We start from the raw sequence: 21,232 nt of genomic DNA on the forward strand, positions 1-21,232 counted from the left end.
AACTAGCCCGGGTCCGCTGGATTGAGCGTGACCAGTCGTTCCTCGGTCACTTCGCGAATCGCGTACGCCGGTCCCTCGTGGCCATGGCCGCTTTCTTTGACCCCGCCGAACGGCATCGAGTCCGCCCGTGAACTGGACGGCTCGTTGAGATGTACCGTGCCGAAGCGCAGACTTCGCGCGGCACGCAGTGCTTGGTCGATGTCCTGGGTGAAGATTCCGGCGGCGAGTCCGAAGGGTGTGTCGTTGGCGCCGTCGATCGCTTCGGTCAGTTCGTCAAACGGCAGGATGGTCAGAACCGGTCCGAACACTTCCTGATCGACGACGCGCATACCGGACTGGGCTTCGACGAGCACGGTCGGCTCGACTACGGATTGGTTCCGGCCACCGCCACAGCGCACCTGAGCACCGCCGTGCCGGGCTTCGGCCAGCCAATCCGATACTCGGGTCGCGGCGGATTCCGAGATCATCGGTCCCACCCGGACGGACGGATCGCGCGGATCACCGGAGGGCATGGCCGTAGCCGCGGTGACCATCCGCTCGGTGACCTCGTCAACGATCGAGCGGGCCACGTAGAGCCGCTGGACCGAAGTGCACACCTGACCGGCCTTACGGAATCCGGCATTGGCGATGCGCGGCACCGCTCGATCGAGGTCCGCATCGGCGCAGACGATCGTGCTCGCGATCGACCCGAGCTCCAGCTGTGTCCGGCGTAGCCCCGCGCCACGCTGGATCGCCCGACCCACCTTGGTGGACCCGGTGAACGAGTAGAACGCGATGTCCGGTTCGGCGAGAAGCAGTTCGCCGACTCGCGCGTCGACCCCGTGCAGCAGGGCGAGCAGGGACGGTGGGAGTCCGGCATCCAGCAGCGTCGCGCACAGCAGCGCCGCGGTCAGTGGTGTCTGCCCGGATGGCTTGAGCACCACCGCGTTGCCGCCTGCCAACGCGGGCCCGATCTTGTGCAAGACGGTGTTCAGCGGCGAGTTGAACGGGGTAATCGCGCACACCACGCCGAGGGGTACGCGGACCGTGAACCCGAGTCGGTGGTGTTGGCCGGGGCTGCTGGCGAAACTCGCGGTCCGCCCGGTAAGGCGTGTCGCTTCCTCCGCGCACAGGCCGAGCGTGACGACGGCCCTGTCAATCTCTCCGTCTACATCGGATCGTGTGAAGCCGACCTCGTCGATCATCAACGTGGCGAACGCTTCCCTGCGTTCCTCAAGGAGTTCGGCAGTTCTGCGCAGTACGGTGGCGCGATCCGCTGGGGTCAACAACTCTGCCCGGGCGGCGCGGTCCAAAACTCGAACGGCTTCGGTCACCGTTTCCGCTGGTGCTTCCGGCAGTTCGGCGATCAGCTCGTCGGTGTACTTGTTGCGGACGTCGAATCCTTCGCCAGCGAGCCGCCACTGGCCGTCAACCAGATTGCCCAGCGGCGGCAGTCCACTTTCGTACCGGGTGTGCGCGGTCACGGTCATTTCCCGCCCTCCTCGAATGTTACGACCTCGCGCACCGCTTCGCCGGTACGTAGGCGGTCGAACCCCTCGTTGATCTGATCAAGCGCGATCGTGCGGGAGCGCAACCGCTCGATTGGTAGCCGGCCGGCCAGGTGCAACGCGACGAGCCGGGGGATATCCCTGGCTGGCACACAACTGCCCATATAGCTGCCGCGTACCACCCGCTCATCCGAAGCGTGCGCGGCAAGCGGCACCGCGAAGGTCGCGGTGGAATCGGGTAGCGCCGCGGTAATCACCTCGCCGCCCCTGCGCGTCGCGGCGTAACAAGCCGACATGGACGCCGGCACGCCGGCCATCTCGAAGGCGTAGTGCGCGCCGCCGCCAGTGGCATCGCGGATCGCCTCGACCAAGCCGGGGTCGTTTGCGTCGAAGGCATGCGTGGCGCCGAGTTCGCGCGCGAGCCGCAGCTTTGCCGGCGTGACGTCGACGGCGACGATCGTCGAAGCACCGGCGACGACGGCACCGAGCAGCGCACTCAGCCCCACGCCACCGAGACCGGATACCGCGACCGTCGCGCCGGCCGGTACATCAGCGGAATTGACCACCGCGCCGAACCCGGTGACCACGGCGCACCCGAGCACGGCCGCGTCGATCAGCGAGATCTCCTCGCTGATCTTGACCAACGAGGTTTCCGAGGTCACCGCGTACTCCGCGAAAGCCGAGATACCACTCGCGTGGTTGAGCGCCGCTCCGTGCTCGCTGAGCCGGCGCGCGCCGCTCTGCAACGTGCCGTTGGCACGTGCCTGCCAGGACGACTCGCACAGGTTCGGCCGGCCCGATACGCAGTACCCGCAGTGTCCGCAGCTGGCCACGAAGACCAGCACCACGTGATCACCGGGGCTGAACTTGGTCACTCCTGGGCCGACTTCTTCGACGACGCCCGCTGCCTCATGTCCGGCCACGGTGGGGACGGCCCGCGCCCGCTTGCCGGCGATGGCGGACAGATCGGAGTGGCACAGGCCGGCGGCGGCGATCTTGACAAGCACTTCGCCCTCGCCGGGGGCGTCGAGCTCAACCGTGGTCACATCCAGCGGTCTGGAATCGGCATAGGGCACGGCGCGGCCCTGTTCGCGCAGTACCGCCGCACGCATGCTGCGGGTCGTCATTGGCTGGGTCACCTCGTTCTCTCGTGCCCGTGTGGCGCGGACACGTCGGACTTCGGGTTGGCGGTCGCCAGGTGTCTTGTGCCGCGTCTCAGCGACTATTGTAGCCCATTGTATACAACGGCATGCATGCACGGCTCATAGGCTGAAAACGAACGGTGCCCAGACCGTGACGAACACGGTGATCAGGCCGATACCGATGAGACTCAGCCAGAAGCCCGTTTTCAACAGGCCAGACGCGGTCACTACACGGGTTGAGTACATGATCGCGTTTGGCGGGGTCGCCACCGGAAGCATGAAGGCACAGTTCACCGCGAGCGCGGCGGTGAGCATGAGGATCACGGCGTCCTGTCCGATGGACATCGCGCCTGCGCCGACGAGCGGTACGAAAACCAGGGCCGTCGCGGTCGTCGAGGTGAATTCCGTGAAGTACACCAGAATGGCCGCCGTGACGAGGACGATGACCAGGAAGGGTGCCGCGCCGAGCAAGCTGAACTTGTCGCCAACCCATTCGGACAGTCCGGTCGAGGTGAACGCGGCGGCGAGCGCGAGGCCGCCGCCGAACAGCAGCAGGATGTCCCACGGGAGCCGGGAGGTGTCGCGCCACTCCAACACTCGGGTCTTCTCCGCGTCCCCCGCGGGTACCAGGAAGAGCAGTACCGCCGCGAGGATCGCGATCATACCGTCCGAGATTCCCTCGACGAACGGATCAATGAGCCACGGCCTGGTCATCCACAGTAGAGCAGTGAGTAGTCCGATCGCCGCGATGCGCTTCTCCGGCTTGGTCATCGGGCCCATCGCCTTGAGCTCCTGGTTGATGACGGTCGCGCCAGCAGGCAAGGTGCGCATCTTTGTGCGGAAAGCGATTCGGGTCAGGTAAACCCAGAGCAGCAGCATGAAGCAGAGCACGAAGGGAATACCGAACAACGCGTACTGCGCGAACGAGACGGTTTGCCCCACGAGTGCTTCGGCCTGGGCGACCATGACTGGAATCGTGGTGCCGCCGATCAGCGTGCCCACTCCCGCGATCGTCGCGGAGTAGCCGATTCCGTAGATCAACGACTTCTCGAACTTGGCCACGTCCTCCTCGGAGGCCCGGCTGGATTCGCGCTGCATATCGCGAACCTGCGCGACGATCGCCGTCCCCATCGGAATCATCATCATCGCGGTAGCGGTATTGGTGATCCAGATGGACACCACGCCGGTGGCGAGGATGAAACCAAGGATGATTCGCTGGACCGATGTGCCGAGTACGCGGACGATCGACAGGGCGATGCGGCGGTGCAGGCCCCATTTCTCCAGTGCGATGGCGATCAGGAAGCCGCCCATGAAGAGAAAGATGATGTTGTCGCCATAGCTGGAGAAGGCTTCGCCTGTTTCCAGTGCACCCACGGTTGGGAAGATCAGGATGGGAATCAATGCCGTGACTGGCAGTGGTACGCATTCACCGATCCACCAGGTGCCCATCCACAGCGTCGCGCCGAGTACCGCGACCGCGGGCGTTTCGAGTCCGTCAACTCGCACTACCAGCATGGTGAGTACGAACAGTGCTGGGCCGAGTAGCAACGTCACCAGTTGGGAGGTGCGGTACGTTCTTGGCCGGCCCGAATCGGCTGAACCAGTTCCTGGTTGGTCCGTTGTGGACGATTCCTGGCCGGGTGCTCCTTGCGTTGCCGAGATCGGCGGGCCGCTGGTGTCCCGTGCACTGTCCCGGCTGAACCTGTCGAACCTTCGAGGAAGATGCTTCATGCCTACTCCGTGGGGAACACCTATGCCACGGCTACCGTGGCTCGTGGCATAGGTGTTAGCTGTTGCAGGGTTGGGGAGATGCCGCTACTGGCGGCTTGGTTCTGGAGCCACATCCAGGCGCGAGATCAGCTCATCGCCGTCCAATGTGGGATAACGGTGGCTTACGCTGGGATCGTGTCCCGGTATTACGTGGTCAGGGCTCGCCGCTAGATCGTCCACCGTCCGGGCAGCCGCACAGTAATCGTCCACGTGCACGACGATGGAAAACGGTACCCCGCCCGCGTCCCCACCGGAGTTGTTGTGGTGGAAGTGTCGCGAGTCGGAGGCGAGCACCACAGGGCCACGATGGGTGGGCACCCGTACGACCTGCGTCCCCGGGGTGTGCCCGCCAACCGGGTGCACCGTGAGGCCCGGGGCGATTTCCGTTGTGCCATCGGTGAACTGAACGCGTCCTTCGTGGACGAAGGACACCATGTCCCGCAGCTGTGCCGTGTCGTATGGGCGTCGCAGGTAGCGATGTTCCATGGGCGGCCCCGTCGCATAGCGCAGCTCAGCTGGGTGCAGGTGAATTTGCGCATTCGGGAAGGCGGTCAGGTTTCCCGCGTGATCCCAGTGCAGATGGCTGATCACCACGTCATCGACGTCCTTGGGATCGATGCCGAGGACGCGCAACGAGTCCATTGGGGACCGGTCCCAGGTGATGCCTCGAGCCGTGGCGGTCGGCTCATCGCAGCCGCCGTCGACCAGGACTACCTGCTCCTCGGATACGGCGACCCAGGTGTAGCAGAACAGGCGATAGTCGAGATCTTCGGCTGGTTGAAACCCGCTCGTCGGGATGTAGGTGCGCGGCGCGGTCCAGGATTGTCCGATGCCATAGCGCAACGCGTAAAGCGCGTAGTTGGCGGCGGGTGGCGCAATGCGTGAGATACAGGCCTCCTTGCACAGTTTCAGCTCACCGGCCGTCGACCCGGAGCATTCGGTATCCTAATGCATACAAAGGCATGCGACAACATACTGCGGAAGTCACACGTACAGTCACCGTACGATTCCTCAAGATTGCGCGCACGGGGCGCGGCTATTGACTCGAACCCCGTCGGTTTCTCGTCAGCTTGTCGGGCCTTGTCTTTTACCGGCGACCAGGAGCCAGCCGAAGCCGAAGGCGATGACCGGAACCATGCCGATCAACCACGCCACCGGGACCGAGCTGCCGACCACAAGTGGGAAGTTCGAGACAACCAACCACAGCGCGACAAGCAGTACGAGAACGGCCGCGACGGGCGCGACTCGGCTCGACCACACCGATGCACCGGCGATCTTGTTGCGGAAGAAGAAAACTACCGCTGCCAGGCTGGTCAACAGCATCAACAGCACGATGCCCAGGGTGGCGACCCCGGCCATCGCGGAGAAGATCTCGGTAAGTGGGTCCAGCCCGAGCATCGCGAACACCGCCACCAGAACCGCTGCCGTTGCGCTCTGCACCAGCGAGGATGTCGCGGGGGAGCTGTGTCGCGGATGCACCGAGCCCAGTACGGCGGGCAGGGTGGCACGCCTGGCGAGCGCGAACTGGTAGCGGGCGATGACATTGTGGAAGGAGAGCACGCATGCGATCAGACTGGTGATCAAGAGTACCTGCATGACATCGCCGGCCACCGCACCCAGATAGCGTTGCGCGGTGTTCAGCATCAGGTCATCTGGCGAGTTCGTGGCCGCGGCCGTGATTCCGTCCACTCCCCAGCCTTCTACCATGGCCCAGCTGGACAGTGCGTAGAACAAGCCAATCAACGTGACCGCGATATAGGTAGCCCGTGGCACGGTCCGGTCCGGATCGCGAGCCTCCTGCCGGAACACGGCAGTCGCCTCGAACCCGATGAACCCGGTGATGGAGAACAGCACCGCGATACCGAGTGGGCCGCTGAAGATCTCCGCGGGGGTGAACGACGCGCCGGAGATCCCGCTCGCACCACCGGTGACGAAGATCGCGCCATCCATCACGAGCACGATCGCCAGCTCGCACACCAGGGCGGTGCCCAGCACCCTGGAACTGAGTTCGATATGCCGGTAGCCCAGCAGCGCCACGACGATCAGCAGGACAGCGGAACATAGCCACCATGGTGGCCGTACGCCGCTGTAGACCTCCACAAAGGAGCTCGCCGCGCCACCGAGGTATCCCCAGATTCCCGCCTGAATGGCGGTGTACGCGACCAGGGCGAGGAACGCAGCACCCCCGCCGGCCAGTCGCCCGAGACCCTGCTCGATATAGGCGAAGAAAGCGCCCGCATGCTGCACATGTGGGGTCATCGCGACGAAACCGACGGAAAACAGCAATAGCACGACTGAGGCGATCAGGAAACCGACCGGCGCGCCAGCGCCGTTACCCGCCGAGATTGCCAGCGGCACGTTCCCGCCGATCACCGTCAGCGGTGCCGCCGCGGCGAGCACCATGAACACTACGGCGGTGACACCGAGCCTGCCCTGCAAGCGAGGCTGATCCAGCTCCGGCTGTGACGGGGTCATCCTGCGTCCACCGCCGACTGCGGGTGCAGATCAGTGCGGAGGTCAGCGAGGTACGGGTTGTCCCGCTGGCCTTGCTCGACTTCACGCGGATCGATCTCGGCCAGCAGCAGTGCGGGTTCCTCGTGCGCCTGTGCCAGAATGCCGCCGTTCGGCCCGACGATGCTGCTGCGCCCGACGTACACCGTGTCCCGTTCGGCGCCACTATGGTTCACATAGCACAGATACACCTGGTTTTCCCAGGCACGAACCGGAATCAGCGTCTCGGCGACCCACGCGAACGGCGTCATCTGCGCGGTGGGGACGGCGATGAGCTGCGCGCCATGCAACGCGGCTGCCCGCACGGTCTCCGGAAACTCGACGTCGTAACAGATCAGTATCGCGATCCGCAGCCCTCGATAGTCCACAATGGAGGTAGTGGAGAATCCCGGGACGAACCGGGAGCGATCCAGCTCGCCAAACAGGTGCGTCTTGGCGTGCGTACCGATCACCTCGCCGGTTTCGTCCACGAACACCGCGGCGTTGATCATGCCCTTTGCGGTCCGCAGTGGCACGCCGACCAGTAGCGCGATGTGGTTCCGCCGGGCGATCTCGGCAGCGTGGGAAACCAGTGGCTGCCGCGCGAACGCGGCGGTTCCCTCGATGTCGTATCCGGTCAGAAACAGCTCCGGGGTGACCAACAGGTCGGCCCCGGCGGCAACGGAGCGAGCGGCGGCCCTGTCGAGCTCGGCGAGATTGGCCTCGGGATCACCTGGGCTGCCGGGGGTTTGCAGGCACGCCAACCGAAACGCGCACACCGATGAGTCCTTTCGCCGGTGCGTGATCTGGTGCGCCTATTTTGGTCAGCGCCCCTGCCCGTTGGAACTGACGAAGTGTTCGCAGATTCCAGCGGAACAGGGCAGGTTGTACAGACGAAGACCAAGTCTACCCAGTCAAAACCGCAAGATCCCTAAAGGTTGCGGTCTCAGTGGACGCGGCTAGACCGCAAGATCCCTAAAGGACGCGGACGGAAGGTGCTGACACGGACGAGGACTAGGCGCTGGGATCGGCCCGGTAGAGCTCCAGACGAAGTTCACGGGCTTTCGTCATATGGTCGCGGGCAAGATCGTGCGCGCGCGCCGAATCGCGCTGCTCGATCGCGTCGATCATGGCCCAGTGTTCCTGCAGCGCTTCCGGCCAGCGGCCGGGAGTCTTCAGCGTGGTCGCCGGGTACCGAGTCAGGTGGTTGTTCAACCTGGTGAGCAGATCGACGACGGTCCCATTATGGCTGGCCGCCCAGATGGTTTCGTGCACGGCGCGGTTGGCCGCCGCCATCGCGGCCGGGTCGTCGGTAGACGTGTCATCCATCGTCTCCTGCGCGCGGCGAATCCGGATCAGGTCGAAATCACTGCGCCGCTGGGCTGCCGTCGACGCCGCCATCGCCTCCAGGTAGATGCGAACCTCGTAGATCTCCAGGATCTCTTCGGGGCTGCGAGTCCGAACCCGTAGACCACGCTCGCCGCGCTCCACAAGACCGTCCTGCTCGAGCCGCCGCAACGCCTCGCGAATCGGGGTACGGCTGGTACCGTACTTCTCCGCGAGGACAAGTTCCACCAGCTGTGCGCCGGGGTCGAACACGCCGGCAATGATCTCACTACGCAGCAGGTCGTATACCTCGGACAGAGCGCCCCTCCTTGATCTCACGAACTCCCGCGCGTGGCACGTAAACTGACCTCGGCACCGGCAGATGCCCTTGTCGCGGCCGTCAGTGTACCGCAGTATGCAACGGCGAGGTCTGGTCGGGGGAGTTGCGCCATCGGCGATAGCGCCTCGCCGATCAGCCGTCGTATCGGCGCATCAGCTCCGCCAGTGCCGGGCCAGCAGGGGCGGTTTCCCTGAGATCGTCTCTTACGCGTTCGCGTACTTCCGGCGGCATGTCCTGGCTCAGCTTGAAGACACTCTGCACTGTTCGTACCTGAACGCGAAACGCGACGACGTGCTCCACCAGCGAGGCGAACTTCTCTCGCGAGGACGCCATACTCCAGCTTGGCTCGCGGCGTGATTCCATGGCGTGCACCGTCGATTCCATCACCTCGAGCGTCGCCGCCGCGCCCTCGATCAGCTCGACCGTGCCGGTAATGTGCACGGCCGCGTAGTTCCACGTGGGTACGGCGGGCGTATAGCCATAGCTGTGCGGCGAGACGTAGCCGTCCGGCCCGGTGAACACCAGCAACACCCGCGGACTGGCGGCGAAGTCTTGCCACTGGGGATTCACACGAGCCATATGTCCGAGCAGCGTCACCTCCTGCCAGGAATCCAGCGGTTCCCGATCCGGTGGGAGAATGACCGGCACGTGCGTTCCGGCTGGCGCGCCGGCACTCGCCGAGCTCACCACCAGCGCGAAGGGATTCTGCCGCACCAACTGGATCTCATCGGCGGTTGACGATGCGGCATAGCGCGCGAACTCGTGCATCTCAGGAAACCTCGCTGCGCGGGGAGTCGTTCGGCGCCATCGGGCCGCGCCGGCAATGGTCCCCAGCGGGAGCTGGCACGTCGAGGGTCGGATTGCGGTCGAAGAAACCCGCCGGTTTCAGCGTGAAGCCACAGCTGTCCACCGGCATGACCGGCCAGTCCTCCAGCCGGGGAAAGTGGGTCAGGCCGAAGGTATGCCAGACGACCAGGTCGGTGCCGTCGATATCGCGGTCCTCCTTGACAAACTCGGGCAGACCAGCGCCGGGTGAGCTCTGGTTCACCAGATCTCCAGCGGGGTATCGCTCGCTGTCGGCATACCGGGTGACCCAGAGGTGCTTACTGGCGAACTCCGCTCGCCGATGAATGACCGAAGCCTCGTCAGCGAGCAGCGTCGGTAGGCCCTGCGGGATGAGTGCATAGCCAGGCTGCTCCCCGAGCCGGTTGCGCCGTTGCGGATTGACGATATGCCACACCCTGCCGCGATCCGGTGCGGCCATGCGCTGCGCCTGCCGCTCGCTGGTAAGCCGGTGAACGGAGCGGGTGAACGCGTTGCCATACGGGTTGTCTTGGCCCATCGGCAACCGCGTGACCTCGACTTCGTCGACCGCGTTGGGCTCGCCGTCCACGGCCATGTCGAGCCGGGCGTTGAACAGATGTTGGTGATATGGCGCGGCGAGGCCGGGCGCGACCTGCGACGCGTATGGCGCGATGCGCTCGTCGTAGTAGGCGGTAAACACGACGCCGGTCGCCTTGCACTCGAGCTCGATCGTGCCGTCCAGGTAGAGGTACCAGTAGAACCCGTAGTCGTAATTGCCCACGGTGGTGAAGAACGAGATCACCAGCCGGCGCTGGCGGCGGGTCTGCCTGCTGCCGTTGGCTGGGTCAGTGTGCTTCCACAGCACGCCGGCATCCTCCTCGTGGATGCAGATCGCGTTGGGTAGCGTGACCGGCTCGCCGTTGCCATTGGCGACGATGGCATCGACGTAAGTGATCTCGCCGAGGCAGTCGCAGCCAAGCTCCAGCGAATTGGCCAGTTTGCCCAGTAGGTACTCGCCGGTGTCGAAATAGTTCTGCCAGAACCGGATCGGCCCGGGATCGGCGTAGGGAACGACCATCTCGGCCACCGATGCGCGGTGCATGATCGGCCGCAGCGAGTCGCCGTCGGTGAAGCCGAGTTGGTGTAGCACCAATCCCTCGCGCATGTCGAAACCGAGTCGCAGCTGCCAGTTTTCCCAGCTCAACACTCCATCGGCGAGCGTGAAGCTGGGCCCATCGGGTTGGCTGATGTCGATGCGGCGTTGGGTGGTGCGCGGTGGTCCGGAAACCTCGGGGTCGTCGTAGTCGCCCGATTCGGCCGGTACTGGCATGGCGCCGGTGTCAACGATCTCCACAACCTCGCGGCCAATGAGGTCCACGATGGCCAGTAGGCCATCGACGGGATGGGCCCAGACCATTGTGGATGGATCAGGGCGCCAATGGGCGAGCACGCGGACCAATCGCCGGTTACTGTCCGGAGTGGACTCGAACCGGCCGGCGGAAAGGGCGGCTAGGAATACCAGCGACGGATCGGTAATTCCGCGGCGGCGCAGCGCGTCGAGCCAGCCCTGGTCCTCGGCCATGATCGAGCGGACCACATCGTGTTCCTCGCCGAGAACCGGAACCTGACCAGCGGCGCCGTCGATCTCGATGGTCGATCGCACGCTGCGTTCGGTGAGGTTGACCAACGCATCGTGGGCCGCGCCGGTGTCCACATCGAGTAGTAGTGCCCGGGCCAGCCGGTCGACGGTAGCGCCGTCCCGCTCGTAGCTGGCGAGCTCGGCCTTCGCGGGTTCGGCCAGTCCGAGGTAGGAGAACCGGGTGGTGGCTCGCACGGCGCCAGCGACCTCGAGGATCGCGCGTACCTCGGTGATCTCGTCGGCGGTCAACGGCGCGAGCGGATGTGGTTGCGGGCGGTTGGGCACCGGGCTCTCCCTCGCATTTGAGCGGTTGCCGGAACGTTCCGGCACAGCATTATCAGGCTAGCCGTCCGGGTTGGGCTTGGTCAACTGATCAGAATCGAGGGTTGACGGACGTAGGTAGCCCCGGGTTAACCTCGGCCGCTGTCGGAACGTTCCGGCAACCTACGGCGGTGCGGGTCGGAGTACACCTCCCGCTGGAAAGCTGAGGCCATATGCGGATCCCTGCTCTCGTCAGCGGCACCGCCGTGCTCGTCGTGCTCGCGGCCTGCTCGCCGGTCCCGCTGGACGATACGACCGCGACATCGGACGTGCCCGGCTTTCTCGCGGTCGCCGATCCGGCGGTGCCCGCTGGCGGCACCCTGAACCTGCAAGTCACCGTCGACAACGGCGCGCCAACGGGACTCGACCCACAACTGGCCGATGTGGCGACGTCCTGGCAGCTCATGTCGTTGGTCTACGAACCGCTCGTCACCGTGGGGCCGGACTTCGCCATCGAGCCGGTACTCGCCAAGCGCTGGGAAACGCCGAGTCCCACCGAGTACGTTTTCCATCTCCGCGAGGGTGTCCGGTTCAGCAACGGCAGGCTGATGACCGCCGAGGACGTGGTTGGCAGTTTCAACCGCCTACTCGAAGGCAACGGAGTGTGGAAAGCACAGATTGGACCGCTTGCCAGTGTGTCTAAAATAGACGAAAATAAGGTCTCGTTCCGACTGTCCATGCCGTACGAACCCTTTCTCGCTTCGCTGGCGAACGTGCCGGCCGCGGTGCTGCCGATGAAGGAAATCGAGAACGGTTCACTCGACCTCAGCACGAGAATGCTGGGTACCGGCCCATACGTGGTCGATGCGCACCGGCAGGATGTCTCCTGGCGGTTCAAGCGCAGGGACGATTACTGGGCACGGGGAAAGCCCGCCGCGGACACCGTCAACGTGCTGATCGCCGGCCAGGAACAGGCGAGGATGGCCGCGCTACAGAGCGGCAGCGCGGACCTGGCGATGTTGGGCAACGTGGACTCGCCCCGGTTACTCAGCGGCGCACGCGATACCAAAGTCGCCGCGCAGGCAACCACCGACTTCTACTACCTGATGCTGAACAGCAACGCGCCCGGCGGGAAGTTCGACGATCCGCGTGTGCGGGAGGCGATCAATATCGCCCTGGACCGTCCGGCAATGGCCGAATCCGCGCTCGCCGGACTCGGCGAGCCAACCGGTGCGACACCCGCCGGGCTTCCCGGCTCCTGCGATCCGGCCACGCTGCCGTCCGCCACCGCGGATCTGGACCGAGCGAAACAGTTGCTCAGGGCGGCGGGGCACAGAATCTGAGTTTCGAACTCGCGGCCTACTCCACCGCGCCCGCACCGGCCGTGGCGCAGGTGATTCAACAGAACCTGCAACGGATCGGAATCCAGGTCAGCATCGAACAACTCGATGAGGGAAGCTGGTCGGGCAAGGTGTACGGCGAAGTGCCAGCCACCTTCGACGCCGCGCTGTCGTGGTTTGCTGGATATGCCGACGCGGCGATGGTCGGCCGCTGGTGGGATCCGGAACAGGCCGGCTTCAACCTCGGTTTCATGGCACCGAATCCGAAGCTGAACGCGGCGATCGACCGGGCTATGCGGACCACGCGGGGAGCGGACCGGGAGGGCGCGCTGCGCGACCTGTGCGAAGCCGTCGATGCCGACGCCCAGATGATTCCGCTGGTGACCAAACCGGCGCTGACCGGCTATCGATCCGACGCGCTGAGTCCGACCTTGTACGAGACCGAAGGTTACGGCAACACCTTTCGTGGCGTCGCGGACTTCCGGCTGCGAACCAGGTAGCGAGCCCGGGGAGGGAAACGGACCATGCGACTGTTCTCGTGGTGGTTACGCCGGGCGTTAAGCGCGGTCGTCACCCTGTTCCTGGTGTCCATTCTGATCTTCACTGCCTCCCGGCTGATGCCGGGAGGGTTCGCCGAGGTCGTGCTCGGTCCGCTCGCCAGCCCGGAGCAGAAAGCCGAGGTGACGGCGAAGTATGGTTTGGACGAAAGCATTCTCGTGCAGTACGCGCGATGGCTCGGTACCGCACTGTCCGGCGACTTCGGTATCTCGATGATCAGTGGCGAACCAGTTACCACCGAGTTCGGGTTGCGACTTCCGGTGACGGCGCAACTGGCCCTGTTCGGGATAGGCGGTGCGATCCTGATCGGGGTGCCGCTGGGCGTGGCGACCGCGGTGCGCGCGGGTCGGCGGCGCGGCGGGGCAGCGGTGGGCAGGTTGCTGAGCGGGCTCGGGGTGAGCGTGCCCGAGTTCGTCCTCGGCAGCGTTGTGGTTTTCCTGTTCTCGCGCTTCGCGCTCGGCCTCACCGTCGGCGGGTACGTGCCTTTCGGTGCCGACCCCGCCGGCAATCTCCAGTCGATGTTACTGCCCGCGGCGGTGCTTTCGGTGTTCGTGATCGCGGTAACCGCGCGAACCACCCGGGACGCGGTGCTGACCGTACTGGTAGAGCCTTACATCACGGCCTCGATCGCGCGTGGTGATCGCCCCGCCTTCATCGTGTGCCGGCATGTGCTGCGTAATGCCTCGATCCCGATCATCACGGTACTCAGTACCGTCAGCGCGTATCTGCTCGGCGGCGCGGTGATCATCGAGTACCTGTTCAACCTGCCCGGCATGGGTACCTATCTGGTGCAGGCGGTGGGTAGACGCGACTATGCGGTAGTACAGGCAGGCGTGCTACTCGCCGCGGTGGTCTTCATCGTGCTGAACATGGTGACCGACGCGGTGGCCGGCGTGCTCGATCCGCGATTTGGCGCGGCGGCGAAAGGGCGGAAGCAATGACGTGGTGGCGCAAAGCGGATTGGCTCACCAGATCCGGGCTGCTGTGCCTTGTGCTGCTGGCGCTCGGCACCCTGGCTGGCACCGTGCTCGGCATCGGTGGTGATCCGGATGAGATGGTCGGCCCCCGGCTCGCCCCACCAAATGGCGAGTATCTACTTGGGACGGATGAGCTGGGCAGATCGATGCTGCCGAGACTCTTCGAGGGGATTGGCACCACCTTGGTCCTTTCCGCTCTCGCGGTTCTCGTCACGGCGGTGCTCGCTACGCTGCTCGGGATCGCCGCAGGCTACCGTGGCGGTTGGCTGGGGGAGATCGTACTGCGGCTGGTGGAAGTACTGCACTCCTTCCCGGTCATCGTGCTTGCTATTCTCGTCGCCGCGGTACTCGGTCCCGGTCAGACGGCCACGATCTGCAGCATCATTCTCATCACCATTCCGCTGATGACTCGGGTCGTACGCGCGGCCGCGGTCTCAGTGTCCGAACGCGACTACGTCACTTCCGCGGTGATCAGCGGAGCGCGCTGGCCCCGAATTCTCAGCCGGCACCTGCTGCCAAACCTGTCCGGAACCATCGCGGTACAGGGCACCTACGCGCTCTCGGTCGGCATTCTCGTCGAAGGTGGACTGAGCTTCCTGGGATTTGGCGTGCAACCGCCGCAATCCTCACTCGGGGCGTTGATCCAGCAGGGCAGCATCTATCTGCTCGCGGCACCATGGTTGGTAATCGGTCCCGGAATCGTGCTCGTGCTCGCGATTCTGGCCATCAACGTATTCGGCGACGGGCTGCGCGACAGCCTCGAGCCGAGGGAGGCGCGATCACTGGTATGACACATCTGGTTCGGATCGAGGATCTGGTTGTCGATTACGCCTCCGGTGACGGCAGCGTGCGCGCGCTGGATGGCGCGGAGTTGGCTATCGGGGCAGGGGAGACCGTCGGGATCGTCGGTGAATCCGGCTCAGGCAAGTCCACTCTGGGTGCGGCCGTCGGTGGTCTGCTGCCCGGCGCGGCGACGGTTGCGCGCGGTTCGGTGGTGGTCGCGGACCATGAGGTTAATACACTGCGTCCCAACGAATTACGCGCACTCCGACGCGAACGGCTGGGCTATATATTCCAGGAACCCATCGGCTCACTCGATCCGACGATGCGGATCGGCAAGCAGGTCGCCCTTGCCCTGCCCGGTTCGGGTCGCCGTGCTGATGTGTTGACGCACCTGGAACGAGTGCGACTCGCCGATCCAGCTCGGGTCGCCAAGGCGTACCCGCACCAGCTTTCCGGTGGGATGGCGCAGCGCGTCGCGATCGCGATGGCGATGGCGCGAGAGCCCGAGATCCTGATCGCCGATGAGCCCACCGCCGCGCTGGACAGCCAGATTCGTGCCGAGGTCCTCGACGTGATCTTCACCCTCGCGGCCGAGATCGGTACCACGATCCTGTGGCTCAGCCACGATCTGCCGGCCGTGGCAAAGCGGTGCCGCAGGGTCGTGGTGATGTACGGCGGGCGAGTGGTCGAATCGGGCTCGGCGCACGCGGTCCTCGACATGCCCTGGCATCCCTACACCTCGGCACTGGTTCGGGCGGTACCGGGCGCGGTCGCCGAAGGCGAGCGACTGGTATCGATCAAGGGTCAGCCACCCGTGCTTACCGGCGCCGCCGAGGGGTGCGCCTTCGCGCCGCGCTGCCCCGATGCGTTGAGCACCTGCTCGGTGGACCGGCCACCGGTGGTGTCCGTGCACGAGCGGGACGTATTGTGCCATCTGGCCGGACAGCAAGTGGGAGTGTCGCGATGATCCTGGAACTGGACAAGGTCAGCGTCACGTTCTCCGCCGGCCCGCCGTGGCGCCGCCGGCAGGTGCCCGCGATGCGCGAGGTCTCGCTGAGCCTCGCCGACGGCGAGATCCTTGGACTGGTGGGGGAGTCTGGTTCGGGCAAAACCACCACCAGCATGGTCGCGCTCGGCCTGCGGCGGCCGACCAGTGGTACCGCGCTGTTCCAGAACCAACCGTTTCCGAAGCGGCGTAAGCAACTCGCGGGCCGGATGCAAGCCGTACTTCAACATCCACAATGGTCGCTCAACCCCCGGATGCGGGTAGGTCAGTGCGTGGCCGAACCGTTGGTCGTGTTCGGTGGGGTCAGCAAAGCGGAGGTGGCTAAGCGGGTCATGGGCATCCTCGATCAAGTGGGGCTCGATCCGTCCTTTGCCGACCGCTATCCGCACCAGCTCTCCGGCGGGCAGCGCCAACGGGTGTCGATCGCACGAGCGCTGATCACCAGACCACCGTTCATTGTCTTCGATGAAGCCGTCAGTGCACTCGATGTGTCGGTGCAGGCGCAGATACTCAACCTGATCAAGGACCTTCGCGCGGAATACGCGTTTGCCGCGCTGTTCATCAGTCACGATATCGGCGCGGTCCGTTATGTCGCCGACCATGTGGCGGTGCTGCGGCACGGTGCGGTGGTGGAGACCGCGCCGGCCGCGGTGTTCTTCGGCACGCCGGAACATGAGTACTCGAGACAACTAGTGGAGGCATTGTGAACGAACCCAACGGGATGCCCGCCCGGCTGACAACGCCGTCGGCGTACCAGCCCGGTGCGGTCAGCAACGACGATATCGAGCTGACGCCGCAACCGAGCCCTGGCAGCTCCGTGGTGCCGTTCGACTTCCCAGGGGTGTTCGTGGGCACCGCCGAGTATGCCGAGGGCCCGACTGGCTGCACGGTAATTCATGTTCCACAGGGCGCACGCACCGCCGTGGACGCGCGCGGTGGTGCGGTCGGCCTTTCCGGCGGTTACAACTACCACGAGGCGATCGTGCTGGCCGGCGGCTCGGTATACGGCTTGGCCGCGGCCGCCGGCGTGAACACCGAACTGCTGCATCGCGTGCAGAACCGTACTTACTGGGCGGCCCTGCAGCACGTATCCGGCGCGGTGATCTACGACTTCTCGGTCCGTGACACCGCGATCGCACCTGACACCGAGCTCGGCAAGGCCGCCTTGCGAAACGCCGTGGCTGGCGAGTTTCCCGTCGGTCGCTGTGGCGCTGGCCGGTCCGCCTCGGTCGGCAAGATCGATCTCGCGCGAGCGGAGTTCGCCGGCCAGGGCGCGGCGTATGGCCAGTACGGCGAACTGAAGGTGCTGGTCGCTACCGTGGTGAATGCCATTGGCGTGATCGTCGACAGGAACGGCACCGTGGTACGCGGTAACTATCACGCGGACACCGGCAAACGTCAGCTGCCCACAGTGGATTTCGCCGCTGCAGCCGAGGGCGCCGACGTCGCGCGCACCGCATCCGGCAACACGACGCTCACCGTGGTGCTGACCAACGCGAAACTCTCCGATGTCGAACTGAATCAGTTCGCTACACAGGTGCACAGCTCGATGAACCGGGCTATCCAACCGTTCCACACCGAGCGCGACGGGGACACCCTGTTCGCACTGACCACCGACGAGGTGGCGCCAGCCGCGGTCGGTGGCGTCGGGCTCGGCTCCCTGGCTTCCGAACTCGCGTGGGACGCGGTATTGGCGAGTGCCCGATGAACCCGGCGATACCGCGGTACGTGTCGACCGAAACCGATCCAGCGGCACGCGGTTCGGCCCTCGGCGCCACCTACCACGCCGAAATCGCCGCTACCTACGCCACATACACGGGGCTGTTCGGCGCGCACGGTCTCCATCCCGATCAGCTACGCGACTACGGCCTTGCCGCGCTCGGCGAGATCAGGGCGTGGGCGCCGGAGCTGGCCACCGAGATCGCGGGTATCGCCGAGGGCAGCGGGTTACCCGAATGGCAGCTGGGTGTGCTGAACGCGCGTACCGAGATCCTGGCCGCGGCCACCGTCAACGGTGCAGGGGAGTGCTCCGCATCGGTCGTGTTACCCAGTGACGGCGCGGCACCCCGTACGATGCAGACCTGGGACTGGCACGATACGCACCGCGACGTGATGCTGGCGTGGCAACTCGAGCCGACGCCAGGGCACCGGGTCGCGACCTTCACCGAGTACGGCCTGCTCGGCAAGATCGGTGTCAACAGCGCTGGACTGGGACTGCATTTCAACGTATTGCGGCATCATTCGGATAGCGCGCGGATCGGTGTTCCGGTGCATATGGTCGCTCGCCGGATCTTGGACCAGGCGAGCACCGTGGCCGAGGCAGCGCGCATTGCCCGCTCGGCTCGGTTGTCGGCCTCATCGGTGCTTACGGTCGTTACCCGAACGGAGGCGCGCTGCCTCGAGCTATGCCCGGCAGGAGTGGGCGAAGTGCTCCCGGAAGATGGGTTCCTGTTGCACACCAACCACTTTCTCGCCCCCGAACTGGCCGATGGCGAGCGCACCCTGGAGACCCTGTCGAGTACCTTCGAACGTGAAGCCTGGCTGCGTTCACGGGCGGCAGCGGCGTTGTCGTCGGAAGATCGCACGGACCGTGCGCACGCGTTCCGTGCGCACCGCGCGGATGGCGCGCCAGTGTGTGCGCACCCCGACCCGGCGCTGCCCGCACATGAACGTTGGGAAACGCTGGCCACTATCTCGCTCGATGTCCTCGCGCGTCGCATGTATGTCCATCGTGGCGGGCCGTGCACCGTCGACGCGGAGTCCTGGCTCTGCTGTGCCACCGAGGAGGAAATGCCGATATGACGGCCGACGTAAGCTATGCCGTGCGTACGGGTACCGCCACGGTCGAGATACCGGTGAGCGGTCCGGACGAGGTCGACGCCGCGCTCGCCGGCGCCGCGGCCGCCGCGCCGATGATTGCCGCGACACCACCGGCCGAACGGGCCAGTTGGCTCGGTGCGATCGCCGGGGCTTTGGACGAGAATTCGGACCGGCTCATCGAGATCGCGGACCGGGAAACCGGGCTTGGTGTGGACCGGCTGCGAATGGAGGTTGGCCGAACCTCGGCGCAGCTGCGCTACTACGCGGAGGTGGCGGGGGAAGGGTCCTATCTGGACGCGACGATCGACACCGAAGGGACCGGGCTGGCGCGAGTCAGGGTGCCGCTCGGCCCGGTGGCCGTGTTCGGCGCGAGCAACTTCCCGTTCGCTTTCAGCGTGCTCGGCACCGACACCGCGTCCGCGCTCGCCGCTGGCTGCCCCGTCGTGGTCAAGGGACATCCGGCGCATCCGGAGCTGAGCCAGGAACTCGCGCGGCTAACCCAGGACGCGCTCGCCGGCACGTCGGCGCCCGCCGGCCTGTTCGCGCTCGTCACCGGGTTCGCGGCGGGCGAGCGGTTGGTGCGCGCCGAACATACCGCCGCGGTGGCGTTCACCGGCTCGCAGCAGGCGGGGCTGGCGCTGTGGCGGATCGCGAACGAGCGGGAGGTGGTCATCCCGGTATTCGCCGAGATGGGTACCGTCAACCCAGTAGTAGTGACCCCCAGTGGCGCCACGCGGATCGACGAGATCGCCGAGGGGTTCGTTGACTCGTTCTCCCGAGGGGCCGGGCAGTACTGCACCAAACCTGGACTGCTTTTCGTGCCAGCTGGCGCCGATGCCACCACGCGGATCGCGGAGGCGTTACGCCGGCTCGCCCCGAGCGCCTGGATGCTCACCCGTCCAATCGCGACCGCGGCGGCGACCGGCGTGGCGGAACTGCTCGCCGCGGGAGCCGTGGCGATCGCTGAGGTGCCGGGACCATCGGACGGCTGGAGCGTGGACACCACCCTGCTCAGGGTGCCGATCGACAAACTCCGACCCGGTTCGCGGCTGCTCGCGGAGTGTTTCGGGCCTGTGGCCATTGTGGTCGAGTACCGGGAGCCGGCCGAACTCGACCGTGCGCTGGCCAGTCTGCAGGGCACGCTGGCCGCCGCCGTGCAGACCGGCGGGGTCGATGACCCGGAGGTTCCGCGGTTGGTCGCCATGCTCGGCGGGCTCGCGGGCAGAGTAGCCGTGGACGAGTGGCCGACCGGCGTCGCGGTGAGCTGGGCTCAGCAGCACGGTGGGCCATGGCCGGCTACCACCGCGCCCGCGACGACCTCGGTAGGTGCCGGTGCGCTCGCGCGGTTCACACGCCCGGTGGCTTACCAGCACGTACCGGACGCGGCGCTGCCGCCCGCGTTGCGTGCCGGCAACCCGTGGCGGCTACCGCGCAGGGTGGACGGGGTACTGGTCAACCCCGGGTAGAGCGCCGCGCGTTGAGACCGATCGGATGTGCGCGCACGGTGCCGCGTGGGGTTTCCCCGGCGAGGATGTCGAACAGCAGCTGGGCGCAAGCCGCGCCCGCCTCGCGTGGACGCAGATCGATCGCCGTAATCGGCGGGTCGGTGTGGGTGAGCTCCGAGCTGTCTACACAGGAGGCGAGGAGCAGGTCCGCGCCAATGGTCTTGCCGGCTGCCCTGATCACCGGGAGCACGGCTGATGCCGCGCCATCCGGCGCGCACACCAGCGCGTCCACGGACGGATCGGCGTTCAGCACCGCACGTGCGTTGTCCTGAGTGACGGCGGTCGGTGAGCCGAAGGCCATCTCCCGCACTCGGGGGCGCATCTCGTGCCGTTCGCACCAGTTCTGGTAGGCGCCTTGCAACGTAGCGCCCCAGTCGGTGACGGTGCTCGAGGCGAGGAACGCGATGGCTCGTGCCCCCGAGTCAGCGAGGTGATCCAGTAGCCGGTCGAACATCGCGGTGTGCTCGGAAAGTACGATTCCGGCCGGCTCTACTTCGCCGGTGTAGCGCTCGCAGGTGACCGCCGGCAGCCCGGCGCCGAGCAGCTCGCGCACCACGGTGTCGGTCTCCAGTGGATCGCCGAGTACCACCCCATCGACCCGGTGTAGCCGCCGTGCTGGGACATGCTGAGCGGTGAGCAGGGTGACGTCGTAGTCCATTTTGGCCGCTTGGTCCACAACGCCGAAGACGAACGACATGTAGTACTCGGAGCGGGTGAGGATTTCCGGTAGGTGTAGGCCGATCGTGCCGGTACTCGCCATGCGCAACGAGCGGGCGACCGGATTCGGCGAGTAGCCGAGCCGGTTCGCGACGGCGACCACCCGTTTGCGGGTTTGCTCGGAGACTCTCCCAGAGTTGCGCAGCGCGTCGGAGGCCGTGGTCTTGGAGACTCCGGCGGCCTTCGCCACCTCGACTAGATTCACCTGCTCGCTTCCTGGCACGCTACGACGATAGCCGCCGTAGCGCGGTACGTCGTGGCAGGACA

Annotated in this window: 19 protein-coding genes; 9 read left to right on the forward strand and 10 right to left on the reverse strand. The window is 65.8% G+C overall.

Annotated features, from left to right (window positions below):
- Positions 1–2 precede the first annotated feature (2 nt).
- From EV191_RS17925 to EV191_RS17965, 9 genes are all read right to left on the reverse strand, one after another.
- Positions 3–1,469: an aldehyde dehydrogenase family protein gene (locus tag EV191_RS17925; RefSeq protein ID WP_132878253.1), complete on the reverse strand. Its 1,467-nt coding sequence runs from the start codon at positions 1,467–1,469 to the stop codon at positions 3–5.
- Positions 1,466–2,614: a zinc-dependent alcohol dehydrogenase family protein gene (locus EV191_RS17930; RefSeq protein WP_243659039.1), complete on the reverse strand. Its 1,149-nt coding sequence runs from the start codon at positions 2,612–2,614 to the stop codon at positions 1,466–1,468. The genes EV191_RS17925 and EV191_RS17930 overlap by 4 nt, the downstream gene beginning before the upstream one ends.
- A gap of 135 nt (positions 2,615–2,749) precedes the next feature.
- Positions 2,750–4,360, reverse strand: a complete 1,611-nt coding sequence (locus EV191_RS17935) for an SLC13 family permease (RefSeq protein ID WP_132878254.1) — start codon at positions 4,358–4,360, stop codon at positions 2,750–2,752.
- 84 nt (positions 4,361–4,444) lie between these two features.
- Positions 4,445–5,242, reverse strand: a complete 798-nt coding sequence (locus tag EV191_RS17940; protein WP_165912997.1) for an N-acyl homoserine lactonase family protein — start codon at positions 5,240–5,242, stop codon at positions 4,445–4,447.
- Positions 5,243–5,464: 222 nt separating this feature from the next.
- Positions 5,465–6,874: an APC family permease gene (locus EV191_RS17945; protein ID WP_132878256.1), complete on the reverse strand. Its 1,410-nt coding sequence runs from the start codon at positions 6,872–6,874 to the stop codon at positions 5,465–5,467.
- Positions 6,871–7,668 carry a carbon-nitrogen hydrolase family protein gene (locus EV191_RS17950; RefSeq protein ID WP_132878257.1) on the reverse strand — a complete coding sequence of 266 codons (798 nt, stop codon included), beginning with the start codon at positions 7,666–7,668 and terminating at the stop codon, positions 6,871–6,873. The genes EV191_RS17945 and EV191_RS17950 overlap by 4 nt, the downstream gene beginning before the upstream one ends.
- Before the next feature lie 235 nt (positions 7,669–7,903).
- Positions 7,904–8,554 carry a GntR family transcriptional regulator gene (locus tag EV191_RS17955; RefSeq protein WP_207894572.1) on the reverse strand — a complete coding sequence of 217 codons (651 nt, stop codon included), beginning with the start codon at positions 8,552–8,554 and terminating at the stop codon, positions 7,904–7,906.
- A 133-nt stretch (positions 8,555–8,687) separates the two neighbouring features.
- Positions 8,688–9,323, reverse strand: coding sequence for an FMN-binding negative transcriptional regulator (locus tag EV191_RS17960; RefSeq protein WP_132878258.1), 636 nt, complete (start codon positions 9,321–9,323; stop codon positions 8,688–8,690).
- Between the two features lies 1 nt (position 9,324).
- Entirely contained in the window at positions 9,325–11,283 is a 1,959-nt protein-coding gene (locus tag EV191_RS17965) for a primary-amine oxidase (protein WP_132878259.1), read from the reverse strand.
- A 209-nt stretch (positions 11,284–11,492) separates the two neighbouring features.
- Between EV191_RS17965 and EV191_RS17970 the strand changes: the two genes are divergently transcribed.
- The 9 genes from EV191_RS17970 to EV191_RS18010 are packed head-to-tail and all read left to right on the forward strand — an operon-like array spanning position 11,493 to position 20,209.
- Positions 11,493–12,602 (forward strand): ABC transporter substrate-binding protein, encoded by a 1,110-nt coding sequence (locus EV191_RS17970; protein WP_132878260.1) that lies wholly within the window; start codon positions 11,493–11,495, stop codon positions 12,600–12,602.
- 50 nt (positions 12,603–12,652) lie between these two features.
- On the forward strand, positions 12,653–13,099 hold the full coding sequence (locus tag EV191_RS17975) for a periplasmic substrate-binding domain-containing protein (protein ID WP_165912998.1): 447 nt from the start codon (positions 12,653–12,655) through the stop codon (positions 13,097–13,099).
- A 24-nt stretch (positions 13,100–13,123) separates the two neighbouring features.
- A complete protein-coding gene (locus tag EV191_RS17980) occupies positions 13,124–14,098 on the forward strand; it encodes an ABC transporter permease (protein ID WP_132878262.1) in 975 nt (324 codons plus the stop codon).
- On the forward strand, positions 14,095–14,925 hold the full coding sequence (locus EV191_RS17985; protein ID WP_132878263.1) for an ABC transporter permease: 831 nt from the start codon (positions 14,095–14,097) through the stop codon (positions 14,923–14,925). The genes EV191_RS17980 and EV191_RS17985 overlap by 4 nt, the downstream gene beginning before the upstream one ends.
- Positions 14,922–15,884 carry an ABC transporter ATP-binding protein gene (locus EV191_RS17990; RefSeq protein ID WP_132878264.1) on the forward strand — a complete coding sequence of 321 codons (963 nt, stop codon included), beginning with the start codon at positions 14,922–14,924 and terminating at the stop codon, positions 15,882–15,884. The genes EV191_RS17985 and EV191_RS17990 overlap by 4 nt, the downstream gene beginning before the upstream one ends.
- Entirely contained in the window at positions 15,881–16,630 is a 750-nt protein-coding gene (locus tag EV191_RS17995) for an ABC transporter ATP-binding protein (protein ID WP_132878265.1), read from the forward strand. The genes EV191_RS17990 and EV191_RS17995 overlap by 4 nt, the downstream gene beginning before the upstream one ends.
- On the forward strand, positions 16,627–17,631 hold the full coding sequence (locus EV191_RS18000; protein ID WP_243659040.1) for a P1 family peptidase: 1,005 nt from the start codon (positions 16,627–16,629) through the stop codon (positions 17,629–17,631). The genes EV191_RS17995 and EV191_RS18000 overlap by 4 nt, the downstream gene beginning before the upstream one ends.
- Positions 17,628–18,725 (forward strand): C45 family autoproteolytic acyltransferase/hydrolase, encoded by a 1,098-nt coding sequence (locus EV191_RS18005; protein ID WP_132878266.1) that lies wholly within the window; start codon positions 17,628–17,630, stop codon positions 18,723–18,725. Before EV191_RS18000 ends, EV191_RS18005 begins: the two co-directional genes overlap by 4 nt.
- Positions 18,722–20,209 (forward strand): aldehyde dehydrogenase family protein, encoded by a 1,488-nt coding sequence (locus EV191_RS18010; protein WP_132878267.1) that lies wholly within the window; start codon positions 18,722–18,724, stop codon positions 20,207–20,209. The genes EV191_RS18005 and EV191_RS18010 overlap by 4 nt, the downstream gene beginning before the upstream one ends.
- Here EV191_RS18010 and EV191_RS18015 read toward each other — a convergent pair.
- Positions 20,196–21,188 carry a LacI family DNA-binding transcriptional regulator gene (locus tag EV191_RS18015; RefSeq protein WP_243659041.1) on the reverse strand — a complete coding sequence of 331 codons (993 nt, stop codon included), beginning with the start codon at positions 21,186–21,188 and terminating at the stop codon, positions 20,196–20,198. The two genes, EV191_RS18010 and EV191_RS18015, sit on opposite strands and share 14 nt — an antisense overlap.
- Between the last annotated feature and the right edge of the window lie 44 nt (positions 21,189–21,232).

It is taken from the genome of Tamaricihabitans halophyticus (assembly GCF_004340875.1).
Lineage (GTDB): Bacteria > Actinomycetota > Actinomycetes > Mycobacteriales > Pseudonocardiaceae > Tamaricihabitans > Tamaricihabitans halophyticus.